The sequence below is a fragment of the Marinobacter aromaticivorans genome (assembly GCF_002806975.1).
In the GTDB taxonomy this organism is placed as follows: domain Bacteria; phylum Pseudomonadota; class Gammaproteobacteria; order Pseudomonadales; family Oleiphilaceae; genus Marinobacter; species Marinobacter aromaticivorans.
The window spans coordinates 51,752-66,835 of the sequence record NZ_NIHD01000017.1 but is presented as its reverse complement, the minus strand read 5'-3'; the positions used below and the strand labels follow the sequence as shown (position 1 = coordinate 66,835).

General features: G+C 54.5%; 12 protein-coding genes and 1 rRNA gene. 4 read left to right on the top strand and 9 right to left on the bottom strand.

The annotated features are described in order from the left end of the window. The 5 genes from CDH48_RS17400 to CDH48_RS17380 all read right to left on the bottom strand — a co-directional run. Positions 1-66 (bottom strand): 16S ribosomal RNA (locus CDH48_RS17400); the annotation flags it as partial. 493 nt (positions 67-559) lie between these two features. Continuing rightward, complete coding sequence (gene purT / locus CDH48_RS17395) at positions 560-1,756, bottom strand: formate-dependent phosphoribosylglycinamide formyltransferase (protein WP_100690005.1); 1,197 nt, start codon at positions 1,754-1,756, stop codon at positions 560-562. Positions 1,757-1,806: 50 nt separating this feature from the next. Continuing rightward, positions 1,807-1,989 (bottom strand): DUF1289 domain-containing protein, encoded by a 183-nt coding sequence (locus CDH48_RS17390; protein ID WP_100690004.1) that lies wholly within the window; start codon positions 1,987-1,989, stop codon positions 1,807-1,809. 13 nt (positions 1,990-2,002) lie between these two features. After that, on the bottom strand, positions 2,003-2,530 hold the full coding sequence (locus CDH48_RS17385) for a gamma carbonic anhydrase family protein (protein WP_100690003.1): 528 nt from the start codon (positions 2,528-2,530) through the stop codon (positions 2,003-2,005). 13 nt (positions 2,531-2,543) lie between these two features. Then, positions 2,544-3,125, bottom strand: coding sequence for an NUDIX hydrolase (locus CDH48_RS17380; protein ID WP_100690002.1), 582 nt, complete (start codon positions 3,123-3,125; stop codon positions 2,544-2,546). A 96-nt stretch (positions 3,126-3,221) separates the two neighbouring features. Between CDH48_RS17380 and CDH48_RS17375 the strand changes: the two genes are divergently transcribed. After that, the gene (locus tag CDH48_RS17375) at positions 3,222-3,785 is read left to right on the top strand and encodes an NUDIX hydrolase (protein WP_100690001.1); all 564 of its coding nucleotides are present in this window, start codon (positions 3,222-3,224) and stop codon (positions 3,783-3,785) included. Here CDH48_RS17375 and CDH48_RS17370 read toward each other — a convergent pair. Both CDH48_RS17370 and purL read right to left on the bottom strand, forming a co-directional pair. Then, positions 3,780-4,091 carry a Nif3-like dinuclear metal center hexameric protein gene (locus tag CDH48_RS17370; RefSeq protein ID WP_100690000.1) on the bottom strand — a complete coding sequence of 104 codons (312 nt, stop codon included), beginning with the start codon at positions 4,089-4,091 and terminating at the stop codon, positions 3,780-3,782. The genes CDH48_RS17375 and CDH48_RS17370 overlap by 6 nt on opposite strands. A gap of 416 nt (positions 4,092-4,507) precedes the next feature. Further along, positions 4,508-8,413, bottom strand: a complete 3,906-nt coding sequence (gene purL, locus CDH48_RS17365) for a phosphoribosylformylglycinamidine synthase (protein WP_100689999.1) — start codon at positions 8,411-8,413, stop codon at positions 4,508-4,510. Positions 8,414-8,736: 323 nt separating this feature from the next. Here purL and mltF point away from each other — a divergent pair, with 323 nt between their 5' ends. Further along, positions 8,737-10,233 carry a membrane-bound lytic murein transglycosylase MltF gene (gene mltF / locus CDH48_RS17360; protein ID WP_227521155.1) on the top strand — a complete coding sequence of 499 codons (1,497 nt, stop codon included), beginning with the start codon at positions 8,737-8,739 and terminating at the stop codon, positions 10,231-10,233. 3 nt (positions 10,234-10,236) lie between these two features. Here mltF and CDH48_RS17355 read toward each other — a convergent pair whose 3' ends face one another. Next, positions 10,237-10,722, bottom strand: coding sequence for a regulatory protein RecX (locus tag CDH48_RS17355; RefSeq protein WP_100689997.1), 486 nt, complete (start codon positions 10,720-10,722; stop codon positions 10,237-10,239). 186 nt (positions 10,723-10,908) lie between these two features. On the opposite strand from CDH48_RS17355, the gene CDH48_RS17350 reads away from it, so the two are divergent. Continuing rightward, positions 10,909-13,377: a DUF349 domain-containing protein gene (locus CDH48_RS17350; RefSeq protein WP_100689996.1), complete on the top strand. Its 2,469-nt coding sequence runs from the start codon at positions 10,909-10,911 to the stop codon at positions 13,375-13,377. 10 nt (positions 13,378-13,387) lie between these two features. Here the strand turns inward: CDH48_RS17350 and CDH48_RS17345 are convergent, their stop codons facing one another. Continuing rightward, positions 13,388-13,651, bottom strand: coding sequence for a late competence development ComFB family protein (locus tag CDH48_RS17345; protein ID WP_100689995.1), 264 nt, complete (start codon positions 13,649-13,651; stop codon positions 13,388-13,390). Between the two features lie 209 nt (positions 13,652-13,860). Here CDH48_RS17345 and CDH48_RS17340 point away from each other — a divergent pair, with 209 nt between their 5' ends. Further along, the gene (locus CDH48_RS17340; protein WP_100689994.1) at positions 13,861-15,069 is read left to right on the top strand and encodes an acetyl-CoA C-acetyltransferase; all 1,209 of its coding nucleotides are present in this window, start codon (positions 13,861-13,863) and stop codon (positions 15,067-15,069) included. Positions 15,070-15,084: the final 15 nt, after the last annotated feature.

The window sequence follows — 15,084 nt, the reverse complement described above, 5'->3', positions numbered from 1 at the left end:
CTCGACTTGCATGTGTTAAGCCTGCCGCCAGCGTTCAATCTGAGCCATGATCAAACTCTTCAGTTTAAATCATACAAGATCCGAAGATCTTTAATCTTGCTCAAGACAAAACTCAATTTCGACGAGTCGCTGTCTTGGTATTTCCTGTCGAAATACTCCAGCCAGCGCCCACACGAATTACTTGGTCAATTTGTTAAAGAGCCGTTGAGCCGCTGCTCAATCAAGGTGGCGTATTCTACATCGATCCGCCGCCTTGTCAACCGCTTTTTTCGATGACCTCAGAAGAAATCTTTCTGAACCTTCGATACTCACGATTGGCACTATCTGTTCGAGCCAAGCATTTTACGCCATACCCAAACCTTGTCAACTGTTATCTGTACAAGTACTGAAACTTTCCCCAGAACTTTCAAACAGTTGACTCTCTCAAAACACTCCGCTTCCCTGGCGCGCTTCTCGAGCGAGGTGCGCATTCTACAGCTCTTTCCGGGTGTGTCAACGGTATGTTGATCTCTTTTTTATTAGCTGGTCAATTTCGCCGCGAGCTCCCGACAATACGTATCTATAGCCGCACATCTATAGCTCTGACTGCCGCTTCTGCTTTGCTTCTTGCCTCTTCGATACTGGAGCCTTTAGCCAGAGCCACCCCCATCCGGCGGCGACCGGACAGTTCCGGCTTTCCAAAAAGACGCAACTGAACGTCTTTTTCGGAGAGAGCTAACTCCAATCCGGAAAATGCAACTTCGCTGGATTCGCCCTCAGGCAGAATAACTGCAGATGCGGAAGGTCCCTGCTGACGAATCTCTGGTATCGGCAACCCCAGTATTGCCCTGGCATGTAAAGCAAACTCCGACAAGTCCTGGGAAACGAGCGTCACCAACCCTGTGTCATGAGGCCTCGGTGACACCTCCGAGAAGTATACATCATCGCCGTGAATGAACAGTTCGACCCCATATACCCCGTACCCGCCAAGATTGTCTGTAATTTTCAAAGCAACTTCCCGCGACCGCTCCAAAGCTTTCGCACTCATCTGTTGCGGTTGCCATGATTCACGATAATCGCCATCTTCCTGACGATGACCTATAGGCTCGCAAAAACTCACCCCGCCTGCATGCCTTACCGTTAGCAGTGTTATTTCGTAATCAAATGTCACGAAACCTTCAACAATAACCCGCCCCTTACCAGCCCGCCCGCCAGTTTGGGCATATTCCCATGCAGCGTTGATCTGGGCTTCATCTGAGACTGTGCTCTGACCTTTTCCGGACGAGCTCATGACCGGTTTGACGACGACTGGCAAGCCTATGGTTTTGATGGCATCAACAAACGCCTCTTTTGTTTCAACAAACCGGTAAGGCGAGGTACTCAGTCCCAACTGCTCTGCTGCCAGGCGCCGGATACCTTCACGGTTCATTGTCAGGTCAACGGCTCTTGCTGTAGGGATGATTCGGTAGCCTTCATCTTCAAGCTTCACCAACTCTGCCGTAGCAATGGCTTCTATTTCGGGAACGATCAGATCAGGCTTTTCCAGCTCGACAACTCCACGAAGTGCCTGGGCATCCAGCATATCAATTACATGACTGCGATGAGCAACCTGCATGGCAGGTGCATTGGCATAACGATCCACAGCAATAACTTCAACCCCAAACCTCTGAAGTTCGATCACAACCTCTTTGCCAAGTTCGCCCGCACCACACAACAGCACTCTATGGGCATTTGCTTTCAGGGGCGTACCCAGAGTTACCTTACTGACATTATTCAAGCTAAGCCCTCCAAAGAGACTCCGGTCTCACCCGAAATCGACATGTTAATTCAAAATGCCAGTTTGTTTTCCCGCTCGGCTACTTTTAAAAGAACCGCCCTGCGCTCCTGATTCGTCATACTTGTCCAGCGAAGTATCTCGTCGCCGGTGCGCTGGCACCCAATGCAGATATCATTAGCGTCCAGTGCACATATGCTCACACATGGCGAGCGAACTTTATCCTCTGCCGACATAGCAAACGTCGCCTCATCTTTTTGCAGGTCGCAAACCCTTCATGTAGCGGCTCGCGTTCTGAACGTAGTGCGCAGCGCTTGCTTCAAGCATCTTGCGTTGCTGCTCGGTAAGTTCCCGTTTGACTTTTCCGGGTGCTCCGATAACAAGCGACCCATCAGGGATTATCATCCCTTCGGGAATGAGGGCGTTAGCTCCAATCAGGCAGTGTTTTCCGATTTTTGCACCGTTCAAAACAACAGCATTGATTCCGATCAGTGAATAATCCCCTACCTCGCAACCGTGCAACATAGCCTTGTGACCAACCGTAACACCTTTACCCAGCGTCAGGGGCATGCCCGGATCAGTGTGCAGTACTGAACCGTCCTGAACGTTTGTCTCTGGCCCAATAGTAATAGGTTCGTTATCGCCGCGGATTACAACGTTGAACCAGATACTGCTCTTTGCATGAAGCGCGACATTACCAATTACGGTCGCGTTATCTGCGACAAACTGACTGTCTCCGTGTAACTCCGGAGCGCGACCTTCCAGCTCATAAAGCATTGAATTTTCCTTATTATGTTCGAGGCTCAAGCAAATCTATCCCGGTATCGTACACAGCATTCAAAAAATCGACCAGAACCACTGCTGACAACCCCCAGATCTCATAGCGCTCCCAACGATAGCAGGGCACGTGAAAGGTATGATTCTGAAAGTGCAGCGCATCGGTGCGTTCACGCCGGTCTTCAAGGAAGAAGGAAAGCGGCACGCGGAACACACTTTCGATTTCATCCGGGTTCGGATTCAGCGGATGTCCTTGAGGCACGACACCAACATAGGGAGACACAAGAATCCCGTATCGCGACATCACCTGGCCCAATGGTGCGATGATCTCTACCTTGTCTGGGGGCAGGCCAATCTCCTCATGGGTTTCCCGAAGCGCCGTGGCGGCCAGGGAGCGGTCCCCGGGGTCGCGTTTGCCGCCCGGATAGGCAACCTGCCCGCGGTGGGTGCTCAGATTAGCCGAACGCAACGTAAAGATCATTTCGGGGTTGCCAGGATCATCCGTAACCGGCACGAGAATGCCAGCCTCGGGATAGTCCAGATCAAGCTTTCTCGGCGCGTAGCCTGTTAAACGCTGAACAAGTAAATCGCGCAAATCGGTACTCCTGGGCAATTCCGGTGTTGAATGAGACAGTTGCACCCAAGATCATTAAACTGAATGCTCTACTGATTCAAGTATACGGGGAAAAACATGAAGTACTGCAGCACATGTGGCCATGAGGTTAGACAGCAAATTCCGGAGGGCGACAACCGCCACCGCTACGTGTGCGTAAACTGTAATACCATACACTACCAGAATCCCCGCATCGTGGCGGGAACCATAGCTGTCTGGGAGGGGCGGGTTTTACTTTGCCGCCGCGCAATCGAGCCGCGTTATGGATACTGGACTCTTCCTGCCGGGTACATGGAGAATGCCGAGACCACCGTTGAGGCCGCTGCGCGCGAAACCCGGGAGGAGGCCCTGGCGGAAGTAAATATCGAGGGCCTTTACTCTATTATCGACGTTCCACATATAAACCAGGTACACATGTTCTACCGGGCAACCCTGAAAGATGGCAAGTTTGGTGCAGGTGAAGAGTCCCTTGAAAGCCGTCTTTTTGCCCTGGAAGACATCCCCTGGAAGGACATCTCCTTCCCTACCGTACGCAAAACCCTGGAACTGTTTCTGGAGGACGTAAAAAAGGACACCTTCGGCGTGCACGTTCACGATATCCGGCGCCCCATCGCAGCCACACGAACCAAGGATGACCTATAGTAGCTCCAGCCGATAGATTTCGTAGGCTGGCTCTTCGTAGGGATGGGCACTCTTGAGAGCGGCGACCGCCTCTTCTATCAAATCATCCCTGCAAACGAGCTCGACTTTGAATTCCTCAACGGTTTCCAGCTCACCACTTTTGCCAAGAAAAGGGTCGCTCCCTGCCAGAGGGCGAAACTGCCCCTGGCCACGACATTGCCACGCACAAGAGTCGTAATCTCCGATGCGTCCGGCACCAACATCGAACAGTGCTTTTTTTGTATTTTCCAGATGCGTTTCGGGCACAAAATAGCAGATTTTGTACATTGAACTCTCCTCAAAACCGGATATTTTTTGTACAGATTAATGGCTTAGGTACTTACCCACAGATTCTGTGGATAACTCTGGGGAAAGTTTCGGGGAACCCGCCGCCAAACCCCGTATTTACTATGCTTCCGTTAAATTGGCGACAAATTCACCTGATATACTTATTTGTTGTTTTTCAATCAGTTAAAAGTCCCGCGTAAAATGTGAACCGCCATACACTACATTCCCCCGAGAACACACAAACGGCGCGGCCCAATGTGCATAAACATACTGAGTCAAGGAATATTTTTCCAATCCGGTGAGATTTTTGACTTGAAAAATTCAAAAACCCGGGATTTTCAGGCATAAAAAAACCGGCTCAGGAAAGGCGCTCGCCAGGGCGCCTTTCCTGAGCCGGTTTTTCTCTTCAGGACCGGTCAGCCAAACCAGCGCCGGGCGTTACGGAACATACGAATCCATGAGCCATCTTCCTGCCAATCCTTTGGGCGCCACGAGTGCTGAACTGCGCGGAATACACGTTCAGGGTGGGGCATCATAATCGTAATACGTCCATCCCGTGTCGTTGCTCCCGCAATACCGGCTTCCGACCCATTGGGATTGTAGGGGTAACGAACCGTTGCCTGACCTCTGTTATCCACGAAGCGCATTGCTATTCGTTCGCTCTCTGCCAGATCTTCAGCGGATGCGCTCCCAGTGAACTCCACCCTGCCCTCGCCATGAGCAACAGCAATCGGCATACGCGAACCGGCCATGCCCTCCAGGAAGGCAGATGATGACGGCATTACTTCGACCATTGTCAGACGCGCTTCAAACTGCTCGGACTGGTTACGTACAAAGCGTGGCCAGCCTTCACTGCCCGGAATCAGTTCGTGCAGGTTGGACAACATCTGGCAACCATTGCACACACCCAGAGCAAGAGTGTCCTGGCGGTTAAAGAACGCCGCAAACTGATCGCGCACACGGTCATTGAACAGAATGGATTTCGCCCAGCCTTCACCGGCACCCAGCACATCCCCGTACGAGAAACCACCACAAGCCACGAGACTGTTGAACGACTCAAGATTTATCCGCCCCGACAACAGATCACTCATGTGCACGTCAACAGACTCGAACCCGGCCCGGTCAAATGCCGCAGCCATCTCCACCTGACCGTTAACTCCCTGCTCACGCAGGACTGCAACCCTGGGGCGCGCCCCTGTAGCAATATACGGCGCCGCAACATCTTCATTCACATCATAAGTGAGTTCAGCGTGCAGCCCCGGATCCTCTGCATCAAGCAGGTTATCAAACTCTTCCTGAGCACAGTCAGTATTGTCTCTGAGAGACTGAATACGATAACTGGTTTCAGCCCAAAGGCGCTGAAGCTCTGTGCGCGAGTGGTCCGCCACTGCTTCGCCTTCGAAGATTACGCGCAGTCGATCCTGATCATTCAAGGTACCAATAACGCTGATGTGATCGCCCAGACCCGCGGCCGAGAACTGCTGCAGAACAAAGTCTGTGTCTTCCCGGCGTACCTGAACAACCGCACCCAGCTCTTCGTTGAACAGTTCCCGAACCAACTGGTTGCGCTGTTCCGCCAGACCATCCAGTTTGATATCCACCCCGGTGCGTCCCGCGAAGCACATTTCCGCCAGCGTGACGAACAACCCACCATCTGAGCGATCATGGTAAGCGAGAAGCCTGTCATCAGCGTTCAGCCCCTGGATCACGGCAAAAAACGCCTTTATGTCTTCCGGATCATCGAGATCCGGAGCCACGGCGCCCACCTCTTGATAGACCTGGGCGAGAGCCGACCCGCCCAGGCGGTTCTGCCCAGCAGCGAGATCAATAAGGATCAGATCAGTCTCGCCCGCATCGGTTATCAGCTGCGGCGTGAGGGTGCGGGACACATCGATGACCGGCGCAAAGCCACTGACGATCAATGAGAGCGGCGCAGTGACGCTCTTTTGTTCACCGCTCTCCTCTTCCCACATGGTCTTCATGGACATGGAGTCCTTGCCCACGGGTATGGTAATTCCGAGCTCCGGACACAGCTCCATCCCGACAGCACGCACCGTTTCATAAAGATTTTCATCTTCACCGGGATGGCCGGCAGCTGACATCCAGTTCGCCGACAGGCGGATATCGGAGAGCTTGCCAATACAGGCCGCTGCCAAATTGGTAATAGCCTCACCCACGGCCATCCTGCCGGATGCCGGCGCATCAATGGTGGCGACCGGCGTACGCTCGCCCATGGCCATGGCCTCACCCGCGAGCACATCAAACGAGCTAGCAGTAACCGCCACATCACTGACCGGCACCTGCCACGGGCCAACCATCTGGTCCCGGGCCACCAGGCCGGTTATCGTGCGGTCTCCGATGGTAATCAGGAAGCTCTTGGATCCTACCGAGGGCAACCTCAGCACCCTGCGGATGGCATCGTTCAGGTCAACCCGGGTAGAGTCAAATACCGGCTTGGTAAAAGACGTTCTGCTAATGCTTCGGTGCATACGTGGCGGTTTACCAAACAACACATCCATCGGCAGATCGACCGGCTTGTTGTTAAAGTAGGAATCACTCAGCTCAAGATGATGGGCTTCTGTTGCCTCACCAATCACGGCGTAGGGGCATCGCTCACGACGGCACAAGGCATCAAAGATCTCCAGATTTTCCGGAGCCACCGCTAACACGTAGCGCTCCTGGGACTCATTACACCAGATCTCCAGTGGCGACATGCCGGGCTCGTCGCTGGGGATATCCCGAAGCTCAAACTTTCCGCCACGACCACCGTCCTTCACTAGTTCCGGCATGGCGTTGGAAAGCCCACCGGCGCCGACATCGTGAATAAAGCACATGGGATTTTTATCGCCCATTTGCCAACAACGGTCGATTACTTCCTGACAACGACGTTCCATCTCCGGGTTATCACGCTGCACGGATGCAAAATCGAGATTCTCATTACTGGACCCGGAATCCATGGAAGAAGCAGCACCGCCGCCCAGACCGATCAGCATGGAAGGCCCACCCAAAACAATGAGTTTGGCACCTACCGGTATACTGCCTTTTTCCACATGCTCTTCGCGGATATTGCCAAGGCCGCCCGCAATCATGATGGGCTTGTGGTAGCCGCGCACCTCGTCACCAGCCGGGCCGGCAACTTTCTGCTCATATGTCCGGAAATAACCGGTAAGATTGGGCCGCCCGAACTCGTTGTTGAATGCAGCGGCGCCAACCGGGCCTTCAATCATGATATCCAGAGCAGAAGCAATCCGGTCCGGCTTGCCATACCGGACCTCCCATGGCTGCGGGTCTTCGGGCAAATTCAGATTGGAGACCGTAAAGCCTGTAAGCCCCGCCTTGGGCTTGGAGCCGCGCCCCGTTGCGCCTTCATCGCGGATCTCTCCACCGGAACCGGTAGCCGCACCGGCCGCGGGTGCAATGGCTGTCGGGTGGTTGTGGGTCTCCACCTTCATAAGAATGTGGATGTATTCCTGGTTATAGCCATAAATTCCGGTCACCGGATCCGGGAAAAAACGCCCGCCGCGGCTGCCGCGAATAACCGATGCGTTGTCCTTGTAGGCCGAGAGCACGCCTTCGCTGTTCATCTCGAAGGTGTTCCGGATCATGGCAAACAGGGACTTCTCCTGGCCTTCCCCATCAATGTCCCAGGAGGCGTTGAAAATCTTGTGGCGGCAGTGCTCGGAATTTGCCTGGGCAAACATCATCAACTCTACATCGGTAGGGTCCCGCTCCAGGCTGACGAAAGATTTTACCAGGTAGTCAATCTCGTCATCTGCCAGCGCAAGGCCCAGATGCCTGTTAGCATCCACCAGAGCCTTCCGGCCACCGGCAAGCACAGAAACGCGCTCCAGCGGGCGGGGCTCTTCATGGCTGAACAATAACTGGGCGCCGCCCATTTCATGGAAGACTTTCTGGGTCATACGGTCGTGCAGCAGCGCGGCAACCCTCTCGCGTTGATCCAGGCCAAGTTTTTTACGTGATTTGATATAAAACGCCGTACCACGTTCGATGCGCTGAATCTGGCGCAAACCACAGTTGCGGGCAATATCGGTTGCCTTACTGGACCAGGGGGACAGGGTTCCCGGGCGCGGCACAACAAGAAACAGAACGCCGTCCGGCTCTTCAACCGGCACGCTGGGGCCATAGGTTAAAAGCCGATCAAGTATGGCCTGCTCGGAATCAGACAGTGAGCCCTCCGTATCCACAAAGTGCATGAATTCGGCATAAACATGTTCAACTTCCGGCACTAAAGCCTGGATTCTGGCGAACAGTTTATGAGAGCGGAATGGCGAAAGCGCGGGAGCGCCGCGAAGTTCAAGCATGATATCAACCTGTATCGCGCGAAACGGGGAAGTCCGGGTGCATTCTGAGAAGGCGCATATCATACTTGAAAGCCGTGCCGGGATACAGCATCGGGAACTTTATTCACGCCAGGTACAATTGACATCATTTTGCATGGTTATTGATCAACTTTATTGACCGCCCCTCCACCAGCGTGGATCATTGGGAATGTGGATATGGAGACCACACCTTTAAAGACACCGGATGCCGCTACCGTATTTCTGATGCTTGCGTGCATCCCGATGATCCAGCGGCAATGGAGAACAGGGACTTGCCCAGACTTCTGACTGCCTGCAAGCCAACAGTGACTTATAAATCAGTCCTCGCCTGCACCCTGGCCGTGCTTATCCTCACCGGCTGCAGCCAACCCAGTACGTTGCAGGAGATTCGTAACGAGGGCGTTCTGCACGTCATTACCCGGGTAACGCCTTCCATCTATTATGAGGGGCGCGAGGGGCCAACGGGCTATGACTATGAACTGGCCAGGCTTTTCGCCGATGAGCTGGGTGTAGAACTCCGGCTGAGAATCGCAGAAGACAACACAGAAGTGCTATCCGTGCTTTCCCGGAACTTTGCACACATCGGTTTGGCGGGTCTTTCCCGGCAACCTCTGTTCGAAAACCAGTACAAGACTCTTCCGACCGGCATAGAAGCGCAATCGATCGTTGTTTACAATCGCGATGCGGAGCGCCCCGAGGCCCTCACAGATCTTGCGGGACGCCCTCTGCACCTGGTTTCCGACAGCAATCATGAATACCAGTTACAAGCACTTGCAGACTCAGAACCACGTATCTCCTGGCAAGTGCACCCGGGGCTGGATGCCGCCGGCATTCTGGCCCGGGTGGAATCCGGAGAATTCCCGTACGCGGTTGTCTCTTCCAACGAACTTGAGCTCAATCATGTTTTTTTCCCTCAAGTGAAGCAAGCGTTTGCAATTGGCGATGTAAAGGAACTGACCTGGCTGTTTCCTTCAAGCCAGGACGACTCATTAGTGAACGCCGCAAAATTATTTTTCGAAAAGGTGGCTGCAGACGGCACCATGGCCCAGCTCTCCGAACGCTTTTACGGGCACCTGGATCACCTGAACTATGTGGGCGCACGCACGTTCATGCACCATGTCGAAAACCGGCTGCCGGACTACAAGGCTTTGTTTCGGGATTATGCCGACGCATTCAATATGGATTGGCGCCTTCTTGCCGCTATTGGTTATCAGGAATCCCACTGGCGCCCCAATGCGGTCTCTCCCACGGGCGTTCGCGGTCTGATGATGCTGACACGTAACACGGCAAACCACATAGGTATCAATAACCGACTGGACGCAGAAGAGAGCATTCAGGGAGGAGCCAAGTACTTCCGCATGGTTCACGAAAAGATCCCTGAACGGATCGCGGAACCTGATCGCACCTGGTTCGCTCTGGCTTCCTACAACGTGGGGTTCGGTCATCTGGAAGATGCCCGCAGACTCACCGAGAGTGCCGGCAAGAACCCTGACCGCTGGATGGATGTAAAAGAGTTCCTGCCATTGCTGGCGCAGAAAGAGTGGTACACAAAAACCCGTTTCGGATACGCCCGGGGCCATGAACCCGTGCTCTACGTGCAGAATATCCGCCGCTATTACGATGTTCTGGCGCGGATGATGAAGCCCTCAGAAGATAAAGACATGGAACGTGTTGATGACCCGTCATTCGTCAGTCTGGAGCAGACTGACACTGATATGCCCGACGCAAAACTGCCGGAAGAGCAACCGGATATGCGGGCAGGCCTGCCACCCGAACTTGGCATGATACCGCCAACACTTTAACGCTCATATACCCGGATCAATCGCATCCCGGACTTCAAGCGCACGCTCAACCTGATTTGCTGTAAAGCCTCTGCGAGTCAGAAACCGGGCCTGGCGCATTTTTTCATCCCGGTCGCTACTCAAGTCAGACAGGCCAAAGCGCTTTTCCCTCAACAGGAGCGCCCTGTGAATCCAGTCTGCATCAACTGACTCGCTAACACATTCCGGAGTATGGTGGATCCCCCGCTGTTGCAGTTCCGCCTGAACACGCACCGGGCCATAGCCCGAAGCGATCCGCTGGCGTGAATATTCCTCGGCAAACCGGTTGTCGTCCAGCCAGCCCTTATCCTCATACTCATCCAGAACCGCCGAGATAACCGAACTGTCAAGCTTGCGCTGTCGCAGTTTCATCGCCAGCTCCTGGCGACTGTGTTCCCGGCGGGCAAGCAGCCTGAGGGCAACCGAGCGCGCTTTGTACTCCTGGTCGCCACCATTTTCCTGTTTTGACATTCAGCCCTTCCCGCATACGCTTACAAAACGCTAGACTAGCCCCGATCAATGCCGTCGGGGCTGGTCACTCAACCCTCCGACAACAGTATCCGGCGCTCTTGAACCCTGAAACAAGAGAGCCGATGGCCGGTGCCGGCTTACTTTGCCCGACACTGTAGATTGGTTTCAATCCCCAAGGATATCTTCATGGCTGCATTCCTCGAGAGACTGTTTAAATCCCGCAAAACGGCTGCACCAGGCAAGAAAGCACCACCCCAGACACAGCAAGCGACCGAGTCAGCAGAAGACAAACGGGCGGTAATGCGGCAGGAACAGCTTCAGGCGCTACAGGCCCATCCGAGCGAGGATGCTGCGGCTATTCTTGCAATTGAAGGATTAACGGCCGAAATCCGGCTCAAAGCTGCCGGTTTTCTCCAGGATGCAGAGCTTCTGCACAAGGTACAGAAGCAGGCCAAGGGCCGGGATAAAAGCGTTTATCAGGAAGTAAGGCAGAAGCTGCAACTTGCCCGGGAGGAACAGGCCCGGCAGGAAGCGATTTCAGAATCCATCATCACACTGATTGCCAATGCCCGCGACCAGGCTGCAAGTGACGATACCCAGCTCTATGAGGCTCGCCTCAACAAACTACTCAGCCAGTGGGCATCGGTAGAGTCCAGCGCTACACCGGAACAGCTGAGTGAGTTTCTGGCATCGGTACACCTCTGCCGGGAGCGGTTATCGGATTTAAAGGCAGCCCAGGCCGCAGTGAAACATGAACACGAACAGCAAATTCAGCGCGAAGAAACCCTGGAACTGATTGCCCGGACACTGGAAGACCTCAGACACCAGCCTACGGAAGCACTTGCGTCCCTGGCATCGCTGGATGCTTTGCAGAAAACCCAGGAAAACCGGTGGCTGGAAGCAACCCGTGATACCCGGGTTGAAAAGCAACAACAGAAAGCTTACGAAACGTCGATGATGGCGCTGCGCAATTACATCAACGCAATCCGCCAGATCAGCCAGAAAAAAGAGGCTCTGCTGGCGCTTTCCGGGATGTCAGTCCAGGACGCGAGCCCTGAAGATCAGGACAACGCCGTTACTTTGCTGAAGGAGATCAATTGGCCAGAGGGTTTTCCTGCCCCCGAAATACTGGAGCCTGCGCGAAAGCTTGCTGGCAAACCTAAAGCCGCAGTGGCCCCTGGGCGGGGCAACGGCGACCAGAAGCAGCAACAGGAGACATCGGACAACCTCAGAGCCACCCTGGCGCAGCTGGAAGACACCCTCGAAGCAAAACAACTGAAAGAGTCACGGCAGCTTCTGAAAACCGCCCAGCAATACCTCAAGGCTCTTGACCAGCGCCACAGCAAGAACTTTCAGGCCCGCGTCCAGCTACTGACTGGCCAGCTCAGGGAATTAACGGACTGGCAAGGGTTTGTCACAGAACCGAAACAGATAGCCCTCTGTGAACAGATGGAATATCTGGCACAGCAGCCAATGGAACCCGAGGCAAAATCGGAGCGCATCAAGGAACTGCAGAAAGAGTGGCGGGAACTGGGTGGCTCATCAGACCGCACTCTGTGGTCACGCTTTAAACAGGCGTCTGACGAAGCCTATGAGCCCTGCAAAGCCTATTTCAAGGCCAAATCCGGGCTCAAGCAGGCGAACCTGGAGAAGCGCAAGGCGATCTGTGCCGAGCTGGAGCATTTTGTTAACGCGGCAGAGTGGGACAGTATCGACTGGAAGGCCGTCGAGCGAATTCTGCAGACCGCCCGCCAGGAATGGAAGTCTGCCTGGCCGGTGGAGTTCCGCGACAACCGTCAGGTTCAAAAGCAGTTTGATGAGCTGCTTAAAAAGCTTGAGGCGCCCATCGATCAGGAGCGCCGGAAAAATGAAGCACTGAAGCTGTCGATCGTCGAGCAGGCACAGGCTCTGATCGAGCATGAACCGCTGCAGGAAGCCATGAACAAGGCAAAAGCCCTGCAATCGGAATGGAAAAGCATCGGCATTACCCGCCACAGGGAAGACCGGAAGCTCTGGCAGGCATTTCGCAAGGCCTGCGATGCCATTTTCGAACGTCGCGACCTGGAGCGTTCGGAACAACAGCATGTTACGAAAGAGGCCGATGCGGCAGCAGAAACCCTGCTTCAGCAGCTGACAGGCGTGGGCGCTGAAACGGGCCAGGAAGCGCTGGAGCAAGCAATCGCCGAACTGGACAACTTCGATGCATCACAAACCTCTGCCGGGGTGAGAGAACAGATTCAGAACCGGAAAAAGCGGTTAAGACAGCTTGTGTCGGCACAAAAACTCAAGGCCGGAATCGCTGAATGGCAAGCGCTTGTGCTTACCCGCACTGAGACGGGTGTGTCGCCTGGGCCCCTGTCGGATAAATGGGTGTCACTTGCAGAAAACATGGGCGAACTGAACGATCAGGAGATTGTTATTCGTGCCGAGATTCTTGCCGGCGTGCCTTCCCCGGAGGCCGACCAGAAAAAGCGCATGGAAATACAGGTTCAGAGACTGGCAGAAGGTATGGGATCCTCTGACACAGCAGACTCGCCTGTCAAAAACATGGAAGGTCTTATCGCAAGCTGGTGCGTTAAGCCGACTGACGAACCGGCGGACCCCTCCCTGGCAGCCCGCCTGAACAGGGCTTTGGACAACCTGCTCGAAAGCTGACCCGCGGGCACTACTCGCGCTGATGCTCCCTGACAAAATCCCTGGCAAACCTGACGGCGGCCAGGGATTTTTCTTTCATAACACTGAGTTCTTCATCTGCCAGATAGAACATCATGTCAATAGTGTGCCTGTAATACCTGGGCGGCAGCCTGTTCAGGGCGACACACATAACGTCCGTCAGATAGTCCGCGGTATCCCCCGGCTCCCTTGTCGCGTCGATCGCGTCCATCACCAGGCGTTCGTAAAAATTGTCAACAGCGTCTCTGAAAGACATGGCTCTGTGCCTCCTGAATCCCCTTGCGAGCACCTGAAAAGTTGATGCTTCTGTTTAACCATAGAAGCCGCACCCAGGCCTGTCATGGTTACTGAGCAATTTCGTCAATCCGATTGGCAGGCGGCGTCATTACCCACAGAGCTGTCAAAAGGCTATGGTGGGCTGTCTGGCATGCAAACCACAAAGCAACAATCATCAGAGGAAAAGCAATGACCACCGAGGCGTATATCTTCGACGCGGTCCGCACTCCCAGAGGGCGTGGCAAAAAGGACGGCGCTTTGTACAGCGTGAAACCCATTACACTTCTGACCACTGTGCTCAATGCGCTGCAGCAACGAAACAATCTGGATACCGCCCAGGTAGACGATATAGTGCTTGGTTGCGTCACCGCTATTGGCGATCAGGGTGCCGACATTGCCAAAACTGCGGCTCTCGCAGCAGACTGGGACGAGAAAGTAGCCGGCGTTACCCTTAACCGTTTCTGCGCTTCCGGTCTGGAAGCCGTTAACCTGGCCGCCATGAAAATTCGCTCAGGCTGGGAAGATCTTGTTGTAGCCGGCGGTGTCGAGTCTATGTCCCGCATCCCCATGGGTTCTGATGGCGGCGCCTGGGCGATGGATCCGCACACCAACCTGCATACCGGCTTCATGCCCCAGGGTATCGGCGCCGACCTTATTGCCACCCTGGAGGGCTTCAGCCGGGAAGATGTTGACGGCTTCGCCGTCAAATCCCAGCAGAAAGCCGCAAACGCCTGGAAAAACGGTTACTTCGCCAAATCCATTGTGCCTGTTACCGACCAGAATGGCGTTGTTATTCTTGACCGTGACGAACACGTGCGAGGCAACACTACTGTTGAGTCTCTTGCCGGCCTCAAACCCTCCTTCCAGATGATGGGCGAAATGGGCTTTAACAGCGTGGCTCGCGAAAAATACCACTATGTTGAAAAAATCAACCATGTGCATCACGCTGGCAACTCTTCCGGCATGGTAGACGGCGCCACCGGCATTCTGATTGGCAGCGAAGCCAAGGGCAAGGCCCTGGGCCTGAAGCCCCGTGCCCGCATTGTTGCCACTGCCGTAACCAGCACCGACCCCACCATCATGCTCACCGGCCCTGCCCCGGCAACGCTCAAAGCGCTGGATAAAGCAGGCATGACGGTGGATCAGATTGATCTGTTTGAAGTAAACGAAGCCTTTGCCTCCGTGGTAATGCGCTTCCAGAAGGAACTCTCGGTTCCTGATGAAAAAGTGAACGTGAACGGCGGTGCAATCGCCATGGGCCACCCACTCGGCGCTACCGGCGCAATGATTCTCGGCACCCTGCTGGACGAGCTGGAGCGCCGTGAATTGCGTTTTGGCCTGGCAACGCTTTGCGTTGGCGGCGGCATGGGCATTGCCACCATCATTGAACGGGTCTGAACCCCACACTTTTTC

What these genes read in the sequence shown, in the direction of transcription:
- CDH48_RS17390 (WP_100690004.1), bottom strand. Translation starts at nt 1,989, where the DNA reads ATGTCGGCAGAGGATAAAGTTCGCTCGCCATGTGTGAGCATATGTGCA.
- CDH48_RS17385 (WP_100690003.1), bottom strand. Translation starts at nt 2,530, where the DNA reads ATGCTTTATGAGCTGGAAGGTCGCGCTCCGGAGTTACACGGAGACAGT.
- CDH48_RS17375 (WP_100690001.1), top strand. Translation starts at nt 3,222, where the DNA reads ATGAAGTACTGCAGCACATGTGGCCATGAGGTTAGACAGCAAATTCCG.
- CDH48_RS17370 (WP_100690000.1), bottom strand. Translation starts at nt 4,091, where the DNA reads ATGTACAAAATCTGCTATTTTGTGCCCGAAACGCATCTGGAAAATACA.
- purL (WP_100689999.1), bottom strand. Translation starts at nt 8,413, where the DNA reads ATGCTTGAACTTCGCGGCGCTCCCGCGCTTTCGCCATTCCGCTCTCAT.
- CDH48_RS17355 (WP_100689997.1), bottom strand. Translation starts at nt 10,722, where the DNA reads ATGTCAAAACAGGAAAATGGTGGCGACCAGGAGTACAAAGCGCGCTCG.
- CDH48_RS17350 (WP_100689996.1), top strand. Translation starts at nt 10,909, where the DNA reads ATGGCTGCATTCCTCGAGAGACTGTTTAAATCCCGCAAAACGGCTGCA.
- CDH48_RS17345 (WP_100689995.1), bottom strand. Translation starts at nt 13,651, where the DNA reads ATGTCTTTCAGAGACGCTGTTGACAATTTTTACGAACGCCTGGTGATG.
- CDH48_RS17340 (WP_100689994.1), top strand. Translation starts at nt 13,861, where the DNA reads ATGACCACCGAGGCGTATATCTTCGACGCGGTCCGCACTCCCAGAGGG.